This is a genomic window from Streptomyces sp. HB132, assembly GCF_016909575.1.
In the GTDB taxonomy this organism is placed as follows: domain Bacteria; phylum Actinomycetota; class Actinomycetes; order Streptomycetales; family Streptomycetaceae; genus Streptomyces.
Genome location: NZ_JAFBGA010000002.1, coordinates 446,582 through 466,238, shown reverse-complemented (window position 1 = coordinate 466,238; position 19,657 = coordinate 446,582). Strand labels below are relative to the sequence as shown.

Genomic DNA, 19,657 nt, shown 5'->3' with positions numbered 1-19,657 from the left:
CGTACAAGCAAGCCGCAGCGCGAAAGGACTTTGACCAGCAATGGCCGACGAGAACACCCCTGTGATGCCCCAAGAGGAGCCCGCCGTCCCGGGCGTGGGCATGCGTGTCGAGCCCGTGGGGCTCGAGACGGAGATGCAGCGCTCCTACCTCGACTACGCGATGTCCGTCATCGTGTCGCGAGCACTGCCCGACGTGCGGGACGGTCTGAAGCCCGTCCACCGCCGGGTGCTGTACGCGATGTACGACGGTGGCTACCGGCCCGAGAAGGGCTTCTACAAGTGCGCCCGCGTCGTCGGTGACGTCATGGGCACGTACCACCCGCACGGCGACTCCTCGATCTACGACGCGCTCGTGCGACTGGCGCAGCACTGGTCGATGCGCATGCCGCTCGTGGACTCCAACGGCAACTTCGGTTCCCCGGGCAACGACCCGGCCGCCGCCATGCGGTACACCGAGTGCAAGATGATGCCGCTGTCCATGGAGATGGTCCGGGACATCGACGAGGAGACCGTCGACTTCAAGGACAACTACGACGGCCGCAACCAGGAGCCGGTCGTCCTGCCGGCCCGGTTCCCGAACCTGCTGATCAACGGCTCGGCGGGCATCGCGGTGGGCATGGCCACCAACATTCCGCCGCACAACCTGCGCGAGGTCGCAGCCGGTGCGCAGTGGTACCTGGAGAACCCGCAGGCCTCGCCCGAGGAGCTCCTGGACGCGCTGCTGGAGCGGATCAAGGGCCCGGACTTCCCGACGGGCGCGCTCGTCGTCGGCCGCAAGGGCATCGAGGAGGCGTACCGCACCGGACGCGGCTCCATCACGATGCGCGCGGTGGTGGCGGTCGAGGAGATCCAGGGCCGGCAGTGCCTGGTCGTCACGGAGCTTCCGTACCAGACGAACCCCGACAACCTGGCTCAGAAGATCGCCGACCTGGTGAAGGACGGCAAGGTCGGCGGCATCGCGGACGTCCGTGACGAGACCTCCTCGCGCACGGGCCAGCGACTGGTCGTCGTGCTGAAGCGTGACGCGGTCGCCAAGGTCGTGCTGAACAACCTCTACAAGCACACCGATCTGCAGTCGAACTTCGGCGCGAACATGCTGGCGCTCGTCGACGGGGTTCCGCGCACGCTGTCGATCGACGCGTTCATCCGCCACTGGGTGACGCACCAGATCGAGGTCATCGTCCGGCGCACGAAGTTCCGGCTGCGCAAGGCCGAGGAGCGGGCGCACATCCTGCGAGGCCTGCTCAAGGCGCTGAACGCGATCGAAGAGGTCATCGCGCTCATCCGCCGCAGCAACACGGTCGAGATCGCGCGCGAGGGCCTGATGGGCCTGCTGGAGATCGACGAGATCCAGGCGAACGCGATCCTGGAGATGCAGCTGCGCCGCCTGGCCGCGCTGGAGCACCAGAAGATTACTGCTGAGCACGACGAGCTCCAGGCGAAGATCAACGAATACAACGAGATCCTGGCCTCCCCCGCGAAGCAGCGGGAGATCGTCAGCGAGGAACTGGCCGCGATCGTCGACAAGTTCGGCGACGACCGGCGCTCCAAGCTGGTGCCCTTCGACGGTGACATGTCCATCGAGGACCTCATCGCCGAGGAGGACATCGTCGTCACGATCTCCCGTGGCGGCTACGTCAAGCGCACCAAGACGGACGACTACCGTTCGCAGAAGCGCGGCGGCAAGGGCGTGCGTGGCACGAAGCTCAGGGAAGACGACATCGTCGACCACTTCTTCGTGTCGACGACGCACCACTGGCTGCTGTTCTTCACCAACAAGGGCCGGGTCTACCGGGCCAAGGCGTACGAGCTGCCGGACGCCGGCCGGGACGCGCGTGGCCAGCACGTCGCGAACCTCCTGGCGTTCCAGCCGGACGAGCAGATCGCGCAGATCCTGGCGATCCGTGACTACGAGGCCGCGCCCTACCTGGTCCTGGCGACCAAGGGCGGTCTGGTGAAGAAGACCTCGCTCAAGGACTACGACTCACCTCGCTCCGGCGGCGTCATCGCGATCAACCTCCGGGAGACGGAGAGCGGCGCGGACGACGAGCTGATCGGTGCGGAGCTGGTGTCGGCCGAGGACGATCTGCTGCTCATCAGCAGGAAGGCCCAGTCGATCAGGTTCACCGCGACGGACGACGCGCTGCGCCCCATGGGCCGTGCCACCTCCGGCGTGAAGGGCATGAGTTTCCGGGCGGGCGACGAACTGCTCTCGATGAATGTTGTCCGGCCCGGTACGTTCGTGTTCACTGCCACCGACGGCGGGTACGCGAAGCGGACCGCCGTCGACGAGTACCGCGTCCAGGGTCGTGGTGGTCTGGGCATCAAGGCCGCCAAGATCGTCGAGGACCGCGGGTCCCTCGTCGGCGCGCTGGTGGTGGAGGAGGCGGACGAGATCCTCGCCATCACGCTCGGCGGCGGCGTGATCCGTACGCGAGTCAATGAAGTCAGGGAGACGGGCCGTGACACCATGGGCGTCCAACTGATCAATCTGGGCAAGCGCGATGCCGTCGTCGGTATCGCGCGCAACGCCGAGGCCGGTCGCGAGGCCGAAGAGGTCGACGGGACAGATGAGGCCGAAGGCGCCACGGTCGAGGCCCATGCCGAGAACGTGGTCGAGGGCACAGCCGAGGGCACGGCGCCCTCGGCCGGGGAGCATGAGGAGTAGAGCGTGAGTGGAGCCACGGGCGCCGGTTCGGCCGCTTCCGGAGCAGGCGCGAACGGCGTCCGTGGCCCTGCCACGGACTCCCAAGGGGGCACTGTGACGGACACTCGGGGACCTCAGCCGCAGTACGAGGGGTACGCGACCGGGCCGTTGCCCGGCGAGCGGGAGCCCGCAACGGGCCAGGCGGGGCCCTACCACCCGCCCCAGGCGTACCAGTCGCCTGCGGGCGGTACGCAGGGCGGAGGCATGAAGGGCGGCGTACAGGGCGCCGACGGCGCGCAGGCGACCCGGCTGCCCCGTACAGGGGCGCGGACCACTCCGCGTACCCGCAAGGCGCGTCTGCGGGTGGCGAAGGCCGACCCGTGGTCGGTGATGAAGGTCAGCTTCCTGCTCTCCATCGCCCTCGGCATCTGCACGGTGGTCGCGGCCGCCGTCCTGTGGATGGTGATGGACGCGATGGGGGTCTTCTCCACCGTGGGCGGCACGATCAGTGAGGCCACCGGTTCCAACGAGAGCAACGGCTTCGATCTGCAGTCGTTCCTCTCGCTGCCCCGTGTACTCATCTTCACCTCGGTCATCGCGGTGATCGATGTGGTGCTGGCCACTGCGCTGGCGACGCTGGGCGCGTTCATCTACAACCTGTCGGCCGGCTTCGTGGGTGGCGTGGAGCTCACGCTCGCCGAGGACGAGTAGGACGCCGGGTATCGATTTTGGGACTGGCCCCGACGTGCGCTAATCTTCAGAAGTCAGCGCAGCAGCGCGGCGGGGCTATAGCTCAGTTGGTTAGAGCGCATCCCTGATAAGGATGAGGCCACAGGTTCAAATCCTGTTAGCCCCACCAGCACGAAGGCCCCTCACCGGAAACGGTGGGGGGCCTTCGGCATGTACGGCTCGACGACACACGTCAGCGACTACGTCCGGCTGCGGTCCGATGGCCCGACCGACGACAGGCCCGTCCTCACGTGCGACGCCTTGCCTTCGCCCACGCGGTGCGTACAGCGGTTCTCCCCGACGGGGGCCGGCCGGGCCGAAGCGCTGCGTGGGTTCATTCCCCAGGATGTGACGGCCACCCACGAGGAGACCGGCTTCGGGTCAAGCCGACTTCGGTATCGGCTCCGTGGACCATTCGGCGGGGGCTTCCGGCTTGAGCCGGGAGATGCCGCCGGATCGAGGCGAGCGAGCGCGGACGGGCGTGGGGCCGGGCCCTGTGCCGACCCCACGGGTCCGACGCATGTCGGCCCGCCGGTACGAGGGCCCCACCGGAACGGAGCGGCGAGGCCGCCTGGGCATGGAGCGCATGGAAAAGGCCCCCGCCGGTGTGAACCGGACCAGGGGCCTGGGTGGTGTTCGCGACGTCCTCAGGGTGGCAGCGGGGCCGAGTCCCCGGCAGGTGTGGCGCTGTGGGCGGTGCGGGAACTGCTCGAGGCCTGAGCGGCGTCGGTGGTGTCCGCGGACAGTTGGCGGGTGGCCGGTGAGGAGCCGTGCGCCTCGGCGCGGATGCGCTGCTTCATCGTGGGTGGCAGTGCCCTGTCACGCGGAAGGGTCCATCGGACGGACGGGGAGGGCGCGGTTGCCGGATTGGCGCCCGTGTGCTCGTGGCTCGTGACGGTCGGCTCCGCGGCCGCGGCCTGGGCGGTGGCGAGGCCCAGCGACGCGAGAAGCGCGAAGAAGGCGGTGACGAAGGCGGTCCAGATGCTCTTGACCCTGAAGGTGCTCATGGCCCCTCGCTTTCAGGTGGTCCGGTTTGCTTACCTTTCCGATGATGTGGATCCGGCCCGTGGAAACCGGGACCGACGCCCCCGGTGCGCCGATCTTCTGATGAACACCACTCTTATGGTTCAACCGGCTCGCAGGAGCTGCTCCGGGGGTTGTGCGAGGTCCCGGCGGGGTGCGGAACGGGTGGCGGCAGGGTTCCGGGCAGGTCACCGATCGGTATCGGCCGGTGTGTATAGTCGGGCGCCAGAAGTCCCCTTACGTCAAGGAAAGACGAGGTCGCGCGGTGAAGAAGCTTCTCCTGGTCGCACTGGCCGCCATCGGCGGGCTCCTCGTGTACCGCCAGATCCAGGCGGATCGCGCCGAGCAGGATCTGTGGACGGAGGCGACCGACTCCGTGCCCGCAGGTTCAGGTGTGTGAGACGGAACAGTCTGCTAGAAGCCCCGGCCGCCGAGCGGTCGGGGCTTTCTGCTGTCCGGGGTCCGCTGTTGCCGGACCGTGACGGACGCCCTCTTGAGTTCACTCAAGCAAATCACTAGCTTGCAAGAGCAAAGTATTCGTGATCTGCGGGTGGCCGAGGGGGATTCGTGAGCGCAGGGTCGAGGGCGGGGACACGCAGCAGCAGTAGGGCGAGGGCTGGGATCGTTGCCGGTGGAGCGCTGGTGGCGCTGCTGGCGGGGGTGTTGCCCGCGGCGGCGTCCGTACCGGCGGCGTCCGGCGCCGGTACGGACGCCCCGGGCGGAGGCAGCCTCGTCATGGTGCTCGACTCCTCGGGTTCCATGAGCGACGACGACGGCACGGGCAGAACCCGGATGGAGACCGCACGTACGGCCGTGGGGACCGTGGTCGACGCGCTGCCCGAAGGGCATCCGACGGGTCTGCGGGTGTACGGGGCCGACCGGGCGCGGGGCTGCACGGACACCCGTCTCGTGCGTCCGGTGGGCTTGCTGGACCGGGCTGCCGTGAAGAAGGCGGTCGCGGGCGTGCAGCCGCGGGGCGACACCCCGATCGGACTGTCCCTGCGGAAGGCCGCCGAGGACCTTCCCGCGCCCTCGGACGGCGCCGTCGGGACGCGGACGATCCTTCTGATCTCCGACGGTGAGGACAACTGCGGTACGCCGAGCCCCTGTGAGGTCGCGGAGCGGCTCGGCGGGCAGGGTGCCGGGCTGCGGATCGACACCGTGGGCTTCCAGGTCGAGGGTGCGGCCCGGAAGCAGCTCGAGTGCGTCGCGGCGGCGGGCAACGGGCGTTACTACGACGCACCGGACGCGGACGCGCTCGCCCGCCAGCTGCAGAGGTCCGCGCAACTCTCCGTCGACGGATACCGGTTGCAGGGCGAAAGGATCGAGGGAGCTGCCACTGCGGCCAAGGCTCCCACCATGGCTCCCGGGCAGTACCTGGACACCATCGGGCCCGGCGAGAAGCGGTACTACGCCGTGGATCTCGACGCGGCCTCCACGGCGGACTTCGCGGCCACGGCGGTCCCGCAGCCCGGTGCGGCAGTGGACAGCCTCGACGCCCTGAGTACCGGTCTGGCGTACGGCGACGGCGGGACCACCTGCGAGTCGGCCACCGCGCGTTTCCTCCAGCAGGAGGGTGCGACTCCGCTGACCTCGGCCGTGTCCCGTATCCGTTCGGAGGACGGGAACCGCAGCTGCGACGAGGCGGGCCGCTACCGGCTGGTGGTCGAGCGGCAGAGCAAGGCGGGCTCCGACAGCGCCCGCTGGCCCCTGGAGCTGCTGTACGGCGTGGAGACGCCGCTGTCCGACGGAGTCACCCCCGCGCAGTCCCGGCCCGAGTACGGGAAGGGCGGAAAGGACGCAGCGCTGCCGACCGGGGATCCACGTGATGTGAGGGGCGGCACCGGCTTCAACGACGCCACGGAACTCGCCGGGGGCGTGTGGCGGGACAGGATCCTGCCGTCGCAGACCCTCTGGTACAAGGTGCCGGCCGGGTGGGGCCAGCAGGTGCGGTACGACGTCGAGTTCGCCAACGAGCCCACGGTGGACGGCTTCGCCGCCTACTCGTACGGCGGGACGCAGTTGTTCACTCCGGCGCGCTGCCCGGTCGGCAGCGGGAGCGAGTTCCGCTCGACCACGATGTACGGCGGGCGGCCCGCGGCGCTGCGGATGGGCTCCGTCCCGGTCGCGTGGACCAACCGCTACGAGTCCCGTCCCGCTGTCCGGCCCGTGCATGCGGGCGGCGACTTCTACATCGCGGTGACCCTGGGGGCCAAGGCGGCCGAGATCGCCGAGAACCCGCGCATCGGCGTGGTGCTGAGGGTGGCGGTCCTGGGTGAGGAACTGGCGGGCCCCGAGCACGGGGCCTCCGTACTGGCGGAGAAGCCCGGCGGTACCGAGGTGGGCGAGGACGGCGATACGGAGGGGGCCGCAGACAGCGGTGGTCCGGGCGGGGCAGGATGGACCGGCATCGCGGCCGCCGCAGGAGTGGGCGCCGTTGCCGTTCCGACCGTCGGCGTCCTGCTCGTACGCAGTCGGCGCAGGACGGGTACGCAGACGACGAGGGGAAGCGCGTGAACAGGCAGCGCAACAGGGTCCGCGTGGCGCTGGCGGCGATCGCGGCGGGGTGCGCGGTGGCGACGCTGCCGGGCCAGGCGCACGCGGCCGACGGCTCCGCGGCGTACACCTTCGACCCTGCCGCGACATCGGTCCAGGGCGCGGAGACGAACGCCGACGCCGAGGAGCTGAAGGCAGGTTCGGTCTACAGGAGTTCCATCAGGAACGGACAGAAGCTCTATTACCGTCTGGAGCTCGACGACACGACCGATGCGTACGTCTCGGCCGTTGCCGTGCCGAAGAAGGGTGGAAAGGTCGCCTACGGGGACGGCATCACGATCAGCATCAGGGATCTCGACGACACCCGGTGCGGCTTTGGGGACGCGGACTTCGGGTCGGCCGAGTTCCCGCGCCCGATCGCCGCGTACGCCCAGCGGATCGTGGAGAAGGGCAGCACCACGTGTTCGGCGGGCGACACCTACAACGTCCTGATCGAGCGTGAGAGCAAGGCGACTTCGTCCCCCGACGCCTGGGACCTGGAGCTGCGCTACGAGACCGAGCCGGTGCTCGAGGACAAGGAGACGCTGCCGACCGAGGCACCGGAGAACTGGCCCTCCGCCTCCCCCGCGCCGCCCACCGGGAAGCAGGAGCGGTCCGGTGGCAGCGGTTTCCACGACGCCACCGGCCTGGAGTCCGGTGAGTGGGTGGACGCCATCGCGCCGGGACAGACCCGCTTCTACCGGGTGCCCGTGGACTGGGGCCAGCAGATCTTCGCCACGGCCGCGCTGAGCAACAGCGGCAAGTCGACGGAGTACCTCGGCAACGCCCTGGCGCTGGCACTGGACAACCCGGCACACGGTCATGTGGACGACGCGACGCTGTCGTACTCCGGGGCACCCAGCTCGGTGGCCCTGGACCCACTGCCCCCGGTGGCGTACGAGAACCGCTACGACTCGGCGGCGGACATCAGCGCCATGCGCTTCGCGGGCTGGTACTACCTGTCGGTGACGCTTTCGCCGGAGGTCGCCGAGCATTACGGCGACAAGGCACTCGGGCTGACCCTCAAGATCAAGGTCACCAACGACAGCAAGGCCTCGCCCTACCGGGGGGACGCCGGGGTCTTCGGAGTCACGGACGACGACAGGGACATGGCCAGGAGCGGACTGAGCGCTCCTGATGCCGGTGCGAGCGACACGATGAGGACGGTGGCCGCGGCGGGCATCGGTGCGGGGTCCGTCCTGGTTCTGGGGCTGGGGGCGTGGACCCTGCTGGCCAGGCGTCGGGCCGCCCCCGTCACCGTGTCGTCGGGCGCGGGCGGACAGCCGCCCCCCGGTGGCCCGCCGCAGGCCTGGTAGGACGCTCCTCAGGACCGGGTGAGTGCCCAGATCCCCACCGCGAAGCAGATCAGCGCCAAGACCAGTACCGGGACCGCCACCTTCGGGGGCGGTCCCGGCCTCTTCACGGTGGACGCCTGCCGGGCGGGTGGCGCGATGTCCTGGGGAGCCTGCCCGTTCGGGGCGGTGTACGGGCGTGTGGGTGCCGCCCCGTACGACACGGGGCCCGTGGCGGCCCGGGCGGCGTCGGCGGTGTAGGGGGACGGAACCGGCTGCGCCTGCGCGGGGTTCGGCACGGGCGCCGGGCGCTGTGGGGGCGGAGCAAGGTGGAAGCTGCCCGTTTCCGACATCGACGGAGGTGCCGCGTGAGGCTGTTGTACCGGCGCGCTCCGCTGCTGCAGGTACGGCTGCTGGGCCGCGCCCTGCGGTCCGTACGGCTGCTGCGGTGGCTGCGGAGTGGGCGGTGCGCCGCCGACGGGCTGTGCGGGTGTCTGAGGCCCGTTGCCGGGTGTCGCGGGGCGGGAGCCCTCGGGGCCCTCGGGGCCGTATCCCGTGGGCAGAGGGCCGATCTGGTCGAACACCTCCACCGGCTCGTCGTCCGGGCCGGCTTCCGGCAGCATCTCGACTGCCGCCGTCAGCGCCTTGCGCGCACCCGTGGCCGTACGGAAACGTGCGTGCGGATCCGGCTGCAACAGGCCAGCGAGGACCTGCCACAAGGGCTCCGGAACGCCCTGGGGGGCGCCCGGGATCCCGTGCGCGGCGAAGTGCTCGATCAAGGCCTTGGAGTCCGGCTTCCGCCCCTGGAGCAGATAGAGCGCGACGAGACCGACGGCGAACAGGTCCGCCGGGAAGTCGGGTTCGGCTCCCATCATCTGCTCGGGCGCGAAGTAACCGGGCGTGCCCACCACGTAGTTGGTCTCCGTGAGCCGTGGCTCGCCCTTACGCATCGAGATGCCGAAGTCGGAGAGCCGCAGGTGCGGCCGGCCCGCGCCGGTGGCCTCCATCAGGATGTTGGCCGGTTTGATGTCACGGTGAACGACCCCCTCGGCGTGCACCGTGGAAAGTCCGGACAGCAGCTGATCGAGCAGGAGGCAGACGAACCGCGGGGGCAGCGGGCCGTAGTCGCCGATGACGTGCGCCAGCGAACCGCCGCTGACCAGGTCCATGGTGAACAGGACCTTGTCGTCGTCGGCGGCCCAGCTGGCCGGGGCGAGCACGTGCGGATGCTCGATCCGCAATGCCTGTTCGCGGACGAAGCGCAGCAGCGTGTGCGCATCGCTCTGCTGCAGGACCTTCGCCGCCACATACCGGCGGCGCCGGTGGTCCCACGCGCGCCAGACGGCCCCGACCCCACCGCGTCCGATCGGATCGACCAGCTCGTACCGACCAGCGAAGACCTCACCCATTGCGCTGCGCCGCTCCCGTTCCCGTTTCGGTTCGTGCCCCCGGCCGCCCGGCTACTGCCACGGCTCCGCCGCCCCGGGGCGGCCCCGGGGCCTGGGTTTCGCCCTAGCTCTGGTGACCTTCGTAGTGCGCGACCGCGTCCGCGGTGCGTCCCGCTCCGTACACCCGGAGGAACTCTGCCAGCTCGGGGTGGGCGGGGGCGAGGGAGTCAGCCGCTTCAATGATCTCGCCGGCCGCCGAGACCGACCGCAACAGCGACTGGATCTCGCGGACCACACGCCGCACGGTGGGGGCGCCACCGGTGGTGGAGGTCTGACCGCTGTTCGTCAGCACCGAGCCGCCCTGCGACTTCTTGATCTCCTCCATCCGGTCCGTGGCCTCTCCCGCGCTGGCACTGCCGTCCGCCACCTGGCCGGCGAGCTCCTGGAGTGCCTGGACCCGCTGGACGACCGCCGGATTACCGATCTTGGCCCGCTGGCCGCTCATCAGCTGGGAGAGCATGGGGGCGGACAGCCCGAGCACCGCCGCGAGACGTGCCTGATTGAGGCCGAGGTCATCTATCAGCCTGCGGAAGAGCGCCCCCAGCGGCTCTCCGTACCAGCTGCGCTGGAGCTCCCGGGCTCTAGCCGTCGCCTCTTGCTGCGCTGCGTCCATTTGCGTCTCCCCTTCGCTGCGGCTTCGCTGCTGCGAACCTTGTCGTGCATCTTACGGAGAGCCGTTGCGGGCCGGGAGCCCCAATCCTTTTGCAGGATTCGGGGGGTCACCCGGTACTCTGTTCTGCGACGGACGTCGCGGCGTAGTTATGCCCGAGGTGTCCGCTTTTCGGGGCCTTAGCTCAGTTGGTAGAGCGCTGCCTTTGCAAGGCAGATGTCAGGAGTTCGAATCTCCTAGGCTCCACTTCCAGTGCCCTCCGAACCGCAGTACGCGGGGCGGGGGGCGTTTTTCATGTCCACGTGGGATTCGCGCCTACGGGCTCGGGGGCCGTGCGGTCCCGGGGGTCAGGTGTCCTGGCGACCCCGCAGTTCCTCCACGGCGGTCCGGGCCGCAGCGCCGATCACCGCGTCGGCGCGCGGCAGCTTGGCGTCGGACCGGGCGGCCTGGGTGAAGACCACGGCGGTGTAGGTGCTGCCGTCGGCGAGTTCGATGACGCCCGCCTCGTGGCGCATGGAACCGAAGCTGCCCGTCTTCCCGTAGACGGTGACGCCGTCGTAGGGGAAGCCGGAGGCGAGCCGGTGCGTCCACGGCTGCCTGCGCATCACGTCGCGCATGAAGGCGCAGCGCTCGTCGGACGCGGCCTGTCCGGTCCAGATCGCTCGCAGAAGCAGGGCCATGTCCGACGGTGTGGTGGAGGCCTTGAACGCCGGGTCGTACACCCCCGGGGGCACGACGGTGTCGTTGTCCGCCACGTGTGCCAGGGCGGCGTCCAAGGAGGCGGCGCCCGTTTCGGCGACCAGTCGGCTGAACGTGGTGACGACTCCCCCGTGGACATGGGTGTCGGGCATGCCCAGGTCCCTGCACATGGCGTCGACCACGTCCGGGCCTACAACCCGGAGAACGGCGTCGGCCGAGGTGTTGTCGGAGATCGTCATCATCAGGACCACCATGTCGCGCAGCGACAGGGTGACGGGATCGTGCAGGACCGAGATGCCGGTCGGTCCCGGCACACGCTCGTCGGGTGTCAGCGTCAGCCTGCGACTCGGGTCGATCAGCCCCGCGTCCACGAGGCGGCAGAAGGCGACCATCACAGGCACCTTGTAGACCGACGCCATGGGCACACGCTCGTCGGGATCGATGGTCACCCGGGCCGACGGGCGGCCCAGTTCCGCCACGTGCAGCCAGCCTCGGACGCCCGCGTCGTCGAACATGCCCCGGATGACCCGCTCAGCACTGCCGCCGTTCCTGTTCTCGCTCACTTCGCCACCATCCCGGTCAGGGCGTCCTCGATCAGTCGCACGGTCTCAGCGGTCTCCTTCGAACCAGGACGCCGAGGGTCCCAGGCCACTCGGAGGCGCAGGGGGAGCGGGGGGTCCGTCGGCGTCCGCCGCTCGACCTCCGTCGCCGTCAGCGTGGAGTCCGCCGTGATCAGCACCGCCTGACCTGCAGCCACCAGAGCGAGTCCGGCGCGTTCGTCGGACACCGTCACGGTCTCCACCCTGCGGCCCCGGCCGGCCAGGGTGTCGACGAAGAGGTCGTGGGCCGCGGGCGCCTCGGCGCGGGGCCGCACGGCGACGGGCAGACGTGACGTGAGGGCGTCCCCGGCGTTGCCACGCCCGGCGGGGGTGAGGATCCAGGTCGGCAGCAGGATCACCCGACCCGCGGAAAGACCGTGCAGCACGGAGGGATGGCGGATCACGGCGATGTCGAGCCGGCCGGCCACGAGATCCTTGAGAAGCGCCGCGGACGACGCCGTCACGACGTCGATCCGTGCGTGCCCGCCGGCGCGGACCGGCGAGGCCGCCACGTCGGCCGCGAAGTTCGTCGGGACCTCCGGAGTCAGCCCGAGCCGCAGGCGTCTGCCGTCCGCGTGCTCGCGGGCGCCGGTCTCGCGAAGTTCCGCGAGTGCGGCCAGCGCTCTGCGGGCGTGCGGCAGGAGCAGCGTCCCCTCCACGGTGAGGGAGACGCCCCTCTCGCGGTCGAACAGGCGGACTCCGAGCAGGCCCTCCAGCCGACGCAGGCCCTGCGACAGTGGCGGCTGGGTGATGCCCACTCGCTGAGCGGCGGTCCCGAAGTGCTCCTCCTCCGCCAGCGCGATGAAGATTTCCAGATGCCGTTCCGTCAGCACTTTTCCTCCTGTAGTGCGGCGATACAGCTTGCGAATCAGCGTGATGCCGAGAGCGTATTCGACATGAGGAAGGTGTGCGGGCTTGACTCCCAACGGGGTGGGGATTCCGGCCGGCTTCTTGGGGCCGTAGCCAGGCGCACGTCGAGCGTATGCACCCCCGATGACGCCGGGGGACCGCTTCCGGCGAGCTGACCGGGCCCGGCCCGGAACGGAGATCACTGTGGCGCGTACCTACAGCCGGAACAGTTCCACCTCGTCGCGGGCACGGCCGCGACGCATGCGGCGACCGCTCGGCATCGCGGTGGCCCTCCTCCTGCTGGCGGGAGGAGGCTATGCCGCCTTCGGCCTCGTGGGCGGCGACGGTCACGAAGAAGACGCGGAAGTCGCGTCGGCCCGGGAGCCCTTGACGGCCTTCCTCGCCGCGTGGGCGAAGCACGACGCCGCGGCGGCGGCCGGCTACACCGACACACCTGACGGGGCGCAATCGCTCCTCACGTCCGTACTGACCAACCTCAAGCCGTCCAAGACCACCATCGACGACGGTGAGGGCCGGAGACAGGGGGAGGGGAAAGCGCGCTTTCCCTTCACCGTGACCATGCAGATACCGGGTGCGGGCGCCGTCACCTGGCGCTCCCACGCACAGGTGAGCGACACCTCGGGGACGTGGAAGGTCGAGTTCACTTCGCCGATGATCCATCCGGAACTGTCGTCGGGGCAGACACTCGCACTCAAGAGCGCCGGCAGCAGGGCACAGGTCCTCGATGCCGAGGGAGACCCGCTCCGAGCGGAAAGCCTCGTCGGAACCGTCGACCCGGTCAGCGGCAAGGGCGCGTCAGGCCTGGAGGCTCGCTACGACGACGTCCTGTCCGGGGGCAGGAAGGCGAGCAGGTCACTGGTGGTCGCCGACCGGCAGAGCGGCCGCGCGGTCAAGGATCTCGCCGAGACAGCGGCGGCCGAAGGCCGACCGGTGCACACCACCATCGACCCGCGCGTCCAGAAGGCCGCAGCAGATGCTCTGACCGGGTCCGACGTACACGCGGCCATCGTCGCCATCGATCCGCGGAACGGCCACGTTCTTGCGGCGGCCAACCGGCCCGGCGGTTTCAACCGGGCCCTCGAGGGGCGCTATCCGCCCGGCTCCGTCTTCAAGGTCGTCACCGCGGCGGCGCTCCTGGAAGGTGGCATGACTGCGGGGACACCCGCACCCTGCCCGAAGTTCGCTCGGGTCGACGGACAGCGTTTCGAGAACCAGAAGCAGTTCGAGCTGCCGACCGGGTCGACCTTCGCCGACGCCTTCACACAGTCCTGCAACACCTACTTCGTCGACGCCCGGGACCGGCTCTCCGACACCGACCTGCGCGACACCGCCCAGGCCTTCGGGATCGGAGGCAAATGGGACGTGGGCACGACCACGTACGACGGCAGCGTCCCCGTCACGACGAGCGACAACGACAAAGCCGCCGCCACCATCGGCCAGGCACGCGTCCAGGCGTCTCCGCTCGTGATGGCGTCTGTCGCGGCCACCGTCAAAAGTGGGACGTTCAACCAGCCCGTGCTGGTGCCGGACGCTGTGAAGGAGAGACACCGGGCCCCGTCGGAACTGGACGCCGGTGTCGCCCGTGAACTTCGTGAACTGATGCGCGCCACCGTGACCTCCGGGTCCGCCCACGCGCTCAAGAACCTGTCCGGTCGGCCTCACGCGAAGACCGGGACCGCCGAGTTCGGCAGCGGTACACCGCCTCGTACCCACGCCTGGATGATCGGGTTCCAGGGTGACTCCGACCTCGCTTGGGCGGTTCTCCTCGAGGACGGTGGTTCCGGCGGCGCCGACGCCGGTCCGGTCGCCCAGCGGTTTCTCAGCAACCTGGCCCGTTGAACAACGGCCGGCCGGGCCAGCACGCCGACCTCGGAAGGGAAAACCCGTACCTCCATGAGCACCCGAACCCCTGTCTCCCGCCGTGCCACATTCCTCACGCTGGCGGGCATCGCCACCCTGCTCCCCGGGTGCAGCGGCAACTCCCCGGCCACATCCGGCCCGCCGCCGTCCACTTCCACGCCTTCGGGCCCGACGCCTGCCGAGCCCCGTGCCGAGCGCGCGTTCGTGGCGCTGGAGCGGAAGTACGACGCGAGGCTCGGCGTCTACGCACTCGACACCGGCAGTGGCCGGACCGTCGCCCACCGGGCCGACGAACGCTTCGCCTACGCCTCCACGTGCAAGGCACTGCTCGCCGGCGTCATGCTGGACAAGAACTCGCTCCGCCAGCTGGACCGGCTCGTGCGCTACAGCCGTGACGACCTCATCAGCAACTCGCCGATCACCGAGCGGCACGTCGCCACCGGACTGAGCCTCCGCGAACTGTGTGATGCCGCCGTCCGCTACAGCGACAACGCTGCGGCCAACCTCCTCTTCCGCGAGATCGGAGGCCCTCGCGGGCTGCAGGAGGCCCTGCGCGGGCTCGGTGACGATGTCACCCGCTGCGACCGCTACGAGGTCGCGCTCAGCGACGCGGTGCCCGGTGATGTCCGTGACACCAGCACACCGCGCGCTCTCGTCGACAACCTCCGCGCCTACGTCCTCGGCAGCACGCTTCCCACGGACAAGCGCGCCGTGCTGACCGATTGGCTCAAGCGAAACACGACGGGCGACCACACGATTCGCGCCGGCACCCCCGACGGCTGGCAGGTGGGGGACAAGACCGGCACGGGCGGCTACGGCACCCGTAACGACATCGCGGTTGTCTGGCCGCCCGACGCCGCTCCCCTTGCCCTCGCCGTCCTCTCCCGCCGCGACAGCAAGGACGCCGAGCCCGATGACGCACTCCTCGCCCGCGCGGCCGAGGTCGCTTTCGAGGCGCTGTCCGAGCGAAACACGCGGTGATGTGGCTGCCTCGCCGCGTCGCCGGTGTCTCCGCAGGCCCCTTCCCTGTTTCACGTGAAACAGGGAAGGGGCGCCGGAGAGACCGTGAGGTCTCTCCGGCGCCCCTTCCTGCCGTCCCCGTCGGGACCGGGACGGCAAAGGTTCTCTCAGGCGCGCCCGTCGTTGTCGCCCTGCGCCCGGTCCGATCGGCCTTCGGCGTCGTCCTGCTTGGCACGGACCTCCGGATCGAGCACGTCCTGACCGCTGCCGTCGACCGATGTCAGGGGCGCGCGGTCGTCCCCCACCTCGGTGGGTGCCGGCGGCTCGACCAGCCAGTCCGGGTTGGCCTGCTTGTCCCACCACTTCCAGGCGGCGAGAGCCCCACCTGTCACGAGGCCGAGCACGAGGAGTCCCTTGGCCGCTCGCCCGGCCTTGGCCCGCCGCTCGTGCTTTCTGACGAGCTTCTGGATCTCCTTGGCCGTCACCTGGCCACGGAGCGCAGCCAGTGCGGCAGTGCTGCGGGCCGTGGCCTCCTCGGCGACGGGCCGGCTCGCCGCCACCGCGTACTCGACACGCGGCACGGTGTAGTCCGCCGCGGTACGGGCGGCGCTGCGCGTCCGAGTGGCGGCCCTGTGCGCGGCCTCGTCGACCTTGGGAGGCACATGGGTCAGCGCCTGTTCGATACGTGGGGCGAGGTGCGCGCCGTACTGGACGCGGGCCTGCGCGGCTGCCTTCGACATCTTGGGCGCGAGCAGTGCGCGGGCCTCCTGCGCGTAGTGCGCGGCCTGTTCCTTGGCCGTGTCGGCGTATGGCGCCACCACTTCCGCGGCGTGCTGCGCGCTGTCCTTCGCCGAGTAGGTTGCGGCGCGCACGCTGTCGATGCGGGTCACGGGATCCTCCTCCTTGGTGGCGGGTAGGTACTCCGCCTATCCACCCAATTCGAAATCATGCCCGCTGAGGCCATGAGTGCCATGCGGGACGGGCATCCGGGTCATGAACGTCATTCTCGGGCAATGTTGTGCAAGGGGAGCGTGTCGACGACGATGCCACGCTTCGTGTCGGAGCGCTCCGTGCCGTCGGGCACCTGGCCGCATTTATCCCGAAGGAAGTGTGGGGAAGGTGCAGGAAGGCGGGCAACAAGGTGAGCGCCGCATGTGACCGGGCGATGGCCGGGCGGAGGAGGAGGCGCTGCATGCAAGGATCGGTGGTCATCAGCGAAGACTTAAGGAAGGCAGATCGTGGCCGAGCAGCTTTACGCCACTTTGAAGACCAACCAGGGCGACATCGAGATCCGGCTTCTGCCGAACCACGCGCCCAAGACGGTCAAGAACTTCGTGGAGCTCGCCAAGGGCGAGCGTGAGTGGACCAACCCCGAGACCGGCAGGAAGTCCACGGACAAGCTGTACGACGGAACTGTCTTCCACCGCGTCATCGAGGGTTTCATGATCCAGGGAGGCGACCCGCTGGGCAACGGCACGGGCGGCCCCGGATACGAGTTCGCTGACGAGTTCCACCCCGACCTCGCGTTCAACAAGCCGTACCTGCTTGCCATGGCCAACGCAGGCCCGGGCACCAACGGATCGCAGTTCTTCGTCACCGTGTCGCCCACCGCTTGGCTGACCGGGAAGCACACGATCTTCGGCGAGGTCGTCGACGAGGCGGGTAAGAAGGTCGTGGACGCCATCGCCGGAGCCCCGGCCAACCCCCGTACCGACCGTCCTCTGCAGGACGTGGTGATCGAGTCGGTCGTCATCGAGACCCGCTGACCCGTTGTCACCCCGGGCGGCCGGGCTCCGGGCCGTCGGCGTCCGAGGCCGGTCACCCGGCCGGGCGCCGGACCTGACGGGCCGCTGCCGCGTACGGCCCGCAGTCCCCGCCGGCCCGCTGTCCCTACGGGAACCAACCGCCCTGCTCGTCCGTACTGTTACATAACGGGCGAGCGGGGCGGCCGCATGTGTGCTGCCTCCACGGACGAGGACCGAAGGGCCGTGACCGATGGACCAGCAGCCGCCGGCAGAGCAGGAAAGGTCCGCGGCCGCGGACGGTTCGCTCACGTGTTACCGGCATCCGGGCAGGGAGACGGGTATCCGCTGCACGCGGTGCGAGCGGCCGATCTGTACGGACTGCATGATCGAAGCCTCGGTGGGCTTCCACTGCCCGGAATGCGTCCGTGAGGGGTCCGGCACGGGCCACCACCGGGTGGCGAATCGGCCGCGGACCCTGGCGGGCGGCAGTGTCGCCGCCGACCCCAGGCTGGTCACCAAGATCCTGCTCGGCATCAATCTCGCCGTCTTCGTCGCTGTCCTGATCGCCAAGCAGTCCGGGTATCCGCTGCTCGACGACCTGCTGCTGTTCGGCCGTGCCTACTCGGGCGATCCGTCGGGCGATCCGTCGGGCGGTCTCGAAGGCGTAGCGGAGGGCCAGTGGTACCGGCTGGTGACATCGATGTTCCTGCACCAGGAGGTGTGGCACATCGCTTTCAACATGCTGGGGCTGTGGTGGCTCGGTGGGCCCCTGGAAGCCGCGCTGGGCCGGGGCCGCTACCTGGCGCTCTATCTGCTCTCCGGGCTGGCGGGCAGCGCGCTCACCTACTGGATCGCCGACCCCGCGCAGGGCTCGCTCGGCGCCTCGGGCGCCGTCTTCGGCCTGCTGGGTGCCACTGCCGTGCTGATGCGCCGGATGAACTACGACATGCGGCCGGTGATCGCGCTCCTCGTGGTGAACCTGATCTTCACGTTCAACCCCTGGGGTGCGATCGCCTGGCAGGCGCATGTCGGTGGCTTGGTCGCCGGTGCGCTGATGGCGATCGCCATGGTCCACGCGCCGCGCGAGCACCGGAATCTCGTGCAGTACGGCGCCTGTGCGCTGGTCCTCGTAGTGGTCGTCCTGGCCGTCGTTCTCAGGACGGCTGCCCTCACCTGAGCGGGCTTGATCGCTCAAGGCGGCCAGTTGTCCACAGAGTGTGCCGGATCTTGTGCATGACGTGGGGAACAGGTGTGCCCCTTGTCGCTGAACCGGGTTCTACCAGCCAGGACAAGGGGCTTGCCTTCTCGCGATGCGTAAGTGTGTAGTCACACCGGCGTCAACTTCGAGAGAGGTTATCCACAGATCGTCTGACCTTTTCCCCTGCCTGTGGATAACTCTGTGGGTAACTTCAGGGCAGAGCTACTTCCACTGTGTGGAGACGCCGAAGCCGCCGGCGATGAAGCCGAAGCCCACCACGATGTTCCAGTTGCCGAGGGCGTCGATCGGCAGGTCGCCCTCGGTGACGTAGAAGACCACGATCCAGGCCAGGCCGATGAGGAAGAGCGCCAGCATCACCGGCGCCACCCAACTGCGGTTGGTCAGCTTTATGCTCGTCGACTGCTTCGCCGGCGGAGGCGTGAAGTCTGCCTTCTTGCGGATACGTGACTTCGGCACGAGGGACTCTCCTGTCGATGCGCTGCGTGACCGCGCAGGGATCTGTGGCTGGCGCCGGGGCGCGAGGGGGAATGCTGCCTCCCCGGGGCGTCCGTTAGCGTAGTGCTTCCGTGGCGCCTAAGGAGATAAGGGTACGTTGAGCAATTCTGCCGACTCTCCCCGAGGCCGGGCCGGGCGCATGTCCCGATGGCCGGTCCAGGGCCTCACCGCTGCCGTTTTCGCGCTGGCCGGGCTGATCTTCGTCACCAGTGCCAACACGGCCAAGGGGACCGATATCCGTACGGACTCCTCTCTGCTGAAGCTCTCCGACCTCATTCAGCAGCGCAGCGAGAACAACGCGGAGCTGGACGAGTCGACCGCTGCCGTACGCGCGGACATCGACACACTCGCCCGGCGTGACGACGGGAGCACCCGCGCCGAGGACGCCGAGCTGGACGCGCTGGAGAAGGCGGCAGGCACCACGGAGGTCACCGGCGAGGCGCTCTCCGTCACGCTGAACGACGCACCGCCGAACGCCACAGCCAACCCGGGATACCCCGAGCCGCAGCCCAACGACCTGGTCATCCACCAGCAGGATCTGCAGGCCGTCGTCAACGCCCTCTGGGAGGGCGGCGCCCGCGGCATCCGGGTCATGGACCAGCGGTTGATCTCCACGAGCGCGGTGCGCTGCGTGGGCAACACGCTGATCCTGCAGGGCCGCGTCTACTCCCCTCCGTACAAGGTCACCGCCGTCGGCGACCGGGGGCGGCTGAGGCAGGCGCTCGACGGCTCCACGGCGATCCAGAACTACCAGCTGTACGTGAAGGCGTACGGGCTGGGATGGAAGGTCGAAGAGGACGACGAGCTGACGCTTCCCGGCTATTCGGGCACCGTGGACCTCCACTACGCACAGCCTGTGGAGTAGCTCTCGTGAGGTCCCGGGCCGTGAGCCCTCGTGAGGCACGCGCAGGACGGTGAGAGCCACC

17 protein-coding genes and 2 tRNA genes are annotated in these 19,657 nt (G+C 69.5%); 12 read left to right on the top strand and 7 right to left on the bottom strand.

Features of this window, described 5'->3' with window-relative positions; translation table 11 throughout:
- The first annotated feature begins 40 nt into the window (after positions 1 to 40).
- The 3 genes from gyrA (at position 41) to JOC24_RS06380 (ending at position 3,506) form a co-directional block, all read left to right on the top strand.
- Positions 41 to 2,668 (top strand): DNA gyrase subunit A, encoded by a 2,628-nt coding sequence (gyrA, locus tag JOC24_RS06390; RefSeq protein ID WP_205019119.1) that lies wholly within the window; start codon positions 41 to 43, stop codon positions 2,666 to 2,668.
- 93 nt (positions 2,669 to 2,761) lie between these two features.
- Positions 2,762 to 3,358: a DUF3566 domain-containing protein gene (locus JOC24_RS06385; RefSeq protein ID WP_205019118.1), complete on the top strand. Its 597-nt coding sequence runs from the start codon at positions 2,762 to 2,764 to the stop codon at positions 3,356 to 3,358.
- Positions 3,359 to 3,429: 71 nt separating this feature from the next.
- Positions 3,430 to 3,506: transfer RNA gene (locus JOC24_RS06380), tRNA-Ile, on the top strand.
- A 517-nt stretch (positions 3,507 to 4,023) separates the two neighbouring features.
- Here the strand turns inward: JOC24_RS06380 and JOC24_RS06375 are convergent.
- Positions 4,024 to 4,383, bottom strand: a complete 360-nt coding sequence (locus JOC24_RS06375) for a DUF6344 domain-containing protein (protein WP_205019117.1) — start codon at positions 4,381 to 4,383, stop codon at positions 4,024 to 4,026.
- 281 nt (positions 4,384 to 4,664) lie between these two features.
- Between JOC24_RS06375 and JOC24_RS33080 the strand changes: the two genes are divergently transcribed.
- From JOC24_RS33080 to JOC24_RS06360, 3 genes are all read left to right on the top strand, one after another.
- Positions 4,665 to 4,799 carry a DLW-39 family protein gene (locus tag JOC24_RS33080; protein WP_003958712.1) on the top strand — a complete coding sequence of 45 codons (135 nt, stop codon included), beginning with the start codon at positions 4,665 to 4,667 and terminating at the stop codon, positions 4,797 to 4,799.
- A 239-nt stretch (positions 4,800 to 5,038) separates the two neighbouring features.
- Complete coding sequence (locus JOC24_RS06365) at positions 5,039 to 6,916, top strand: vWA domain-containing protein (RefSeq protein WP_205019339.1); 1,878 nt, start codon at positions 5,039 to 5,041, stop codon at positions 6,914 to 6,916.
- A complete protein-coding gene (locus JOC24_RS06360) occupies positions 6,913 to 8,250 on the top strand; it encodes a hypothetical protein (protein WP_205019116.1) in 1,338 nt (445 codons plus the stop codon). The genes JOC24_RS06365 and JOC24_RS06360 overlap by 4 nt, the downstream gene beginning before the upstream one ends.
- 8 nt (positions 8,251 to 8,258) lie before the next feature.
- On the opposite strand, the gene JOC24_RS06355 is transcribed toward JOC24_RS06360, so the two are convergent.
- Entirely contained in the window at positions 8,259 to 9,635 is a 1,377-nt protein-coding gene (locus tag JOC24_RS06355; protein WP_205019115.1) for a serine/threonine protein kinase, read from the bottom strand.
- A gap of 103 nt (positions 9,636 to 9,738) precedes the next feature.
- A complete protein-coding gene (locus JOC24_RS06350; RefSeq protein WP_205019114.1) occupies positions 9,739 to 10,287 on the bottom strand; it encodes a helix-turn-helix domain-containing protein in 549 nt (182 codons plus the stop codon).
- 170 nt (positions 10,288 to 10,457) lie between these two features.
- Here JOC24_RS06350 and JOC24_RS06345 point away from each other — a divergent pair.
- Positions 10,458 to 10,530, top strand: a tRNA-Ala gene (locus JOC24_RS06345).
- A 101-nt stretch (positions 10,531 to 10,631) separates the two neighbouring features.
- On the opposite strand, the gene JOC24_RS06340 is transcribed toward JOC24_RS06345, so the two are convergent.
- Positions 10,632 to 11,546: a serine hydrolase gene (locus JOC24_RS06340; protein ID WP_307792643.1), complete on the bottom strand. Its 915-nt coding sequence runs from the start codon at positions 11,544 to 11,546 to the stop codon at positions 10,632 to 10,634.
- Entirely contained in the window at positions 11,543 to 12,415 is an 873-nt protein-coding gene (locus JOC24_RS06335) for a LysR family transcriptional regulator (RefSeq protein WP_205019113.1), read from the bottom strand. Before JOC24_RS06335 ends, JOC24_RS06340 begins: the two co-directional genes overlap by 4 nt.
- A 277-nt stretch (positions 12,416 to 12,692) precedes the next feature.
- Here JOC24_RS06335 and JOC24_RS06330 point away from each other — a divergent pair, with 277 nt between their 5' ends.
- Together JOC24_RS06330 and bla are read left to right on the top strand one after the other, a co-directional pair.
- Complete coding sequence (locus tag JOC24_RS06330) at positions 12,693 to 14,291, top strand: penicillin-binding transpeptidase domain-containing protein (protein ID WP_205019112.1); 1,599 nt, start codon at positions 12,693 to 12,695, stop codon at positions 14,289 to 14,291.
- Positions 14,292 to 14,345: 54 nt separating this feature from the next.
- Complete coding sequence (gene bla / locus JOC24_RS06325; protein WP_205019111.1) at positions 14,346 to 15,293, top strand: class A beta-lactamase; 948 nt, start codon at positions 14,346 to 14,348, stop codon at positions 15,291 to 15,293.
- 146 nt (positions 15,294 to 15,439) lie between these two features.
- On the opposite strand, the gene JOC24_RS06320 is transcribed toward bla, so the two are convergent.
- Positions 15,440 to 16,162 carry a DUF5324 family protein gene (locus JOC24_RS06320; RefSeq protein WP_205019110.1) on the bottom strand — a complete coding sequence of 241 codons (723 nt, stop codon included), beginning with the start codon at positions 16,160 to 16,162 and terminating at the stop codon, positions 15,440 to 15,442.
- Between the two features lie 348 nt (positions 16,163 to 16,510).
- Here JOC24_RS06320 and JOC24_RS06315 point away from each other — a divergent pair, with 348 nt between their 5' ends.
- Together JOC24_RS06315 and JOC24_RS06310 are read left to right on the top strand one after the other, a co-directional pair.
- The gene (locus JOC24_RS06315; RefSeq protein ID WP_205019109.1) at positions 16,511 to 17,038 is read left to right on the top strand and encodes a peptidylprolyl isomerase; all 528 of its coding nucleotides are present in this window, start codon (positions 16,511 to 16,513) and stop codon (positions 17,036 to 17,038) included.
- Between the two features lie 229 nt (positions 17,039 to 17,267).
- Positions 17,268 to 18,194 carry a rhomboid family intramembrane serine protease gene (locus JOC24_RS06310; protein ID WP_205019108.1) on the top strand — a complete coding sequence of 309 codons (927 nt, stop codon included), beginning with the start codon at positions 17,268 to 17,270 and terminating at the stop codon, positions 18,192 to 18,194.
- Positions 18,195 to 18,437: 243 nt separating this feature from the next.
- Here JOC24_RS06310 and crgA read toward each other — a convergent pair whose 3' ends face one another.
- On the bottom strand, positions 18,438 to 18,692 hold the full coding sequence (gene crgA / locus JOC24_RS06305; RefSeq protein WP_031090433.1) for a cell division protein CrgA: 255 nt from the start codon (positions 18,690 to 18,692) through the stop codon (positions 18,438 to 18,440).
- Positions 18,693 to 18,870: 178 nt separating this feature from the next.
- Here crgA and JOC24_RS06300 point away from each other — a divergent pair, with 178 nt between their 5' ends.
- Positions 18,871 to 19,596 carry a DUF881 domain-containing protein gene (locus JOC24_RS06300; RefSeq protein WP_205019107.1) on the top strand — a complete coding sequence of 242 codons (726 nt, stop codon included), beginning with the start codon at positions 18,871 to 18,873 and terminating at the stop codon, positions 19,594 to 19,596.
- Positions 19,597 to 19,657: the final 61 nt, after the last annotated feature.

Excerpts from the sequence above, each read along its gene's own strand:
- gyrA (WP_205019119.1), top strand. The coding sequence starts at position 41 with ATGGCCGACGAGAACACCCCTGTGATGCCCCAAGAGGAGCCCGCCGTC.
- JOC24_RS06375 (WP_205019117.1), bottom strand. The coding sequence starts at position 4,383 with ATGAGCACCTTCAGGGTCAAGAGCATCTGGACCGCCTTCGTCACCGCC.
- JOC24_RS06355 (WP_205019115.1), bottom strand. The coding sequence starts at position 9,635 with ATGGGTGAGGTCTTCGCTGGTCGGTACGAGCTGGTCGATCCGATCGGA.
- JOC24_RS06350 (WP_205019114.1), bottom strand. The coding sequence starts at position 10,287 with ATGGACGCAGCGCAGCAAGAGGCGACGGCTAGAGCCCGGGAGCTCCAG.
- JOC24_RS06330 (WP_205019112.1), top strand. The coding sequence starts at position 12,693 with ATGCGGCGACCGCTCGGCATCGCGGTGGCCCTCCTCCTGCTGGCGGGA.
- bla (WP_205019111.1), top strand. The coding sequence starts at position 14,346 with ATGAGCACCCGAACCCCTGTCTCCCGCCGTGCCACATTCCTCACGCTG.
- JOC24_RS06310 (WP_205019108.1), top strand. The coding sequence starts at position 17,268 with ATGGACCAGCAGCCGCCGGCAGAGCAGGAAAGGTCCGCGGCCGCGGAC.
- JOC24_RS06300 (WP_205019107.1), top strand. The coding sequence starts at position 18,871 with ATGTCCCGATGGCCGGTCCAGGGCCTCACCGCTGCCGTTTTCGCGCTG.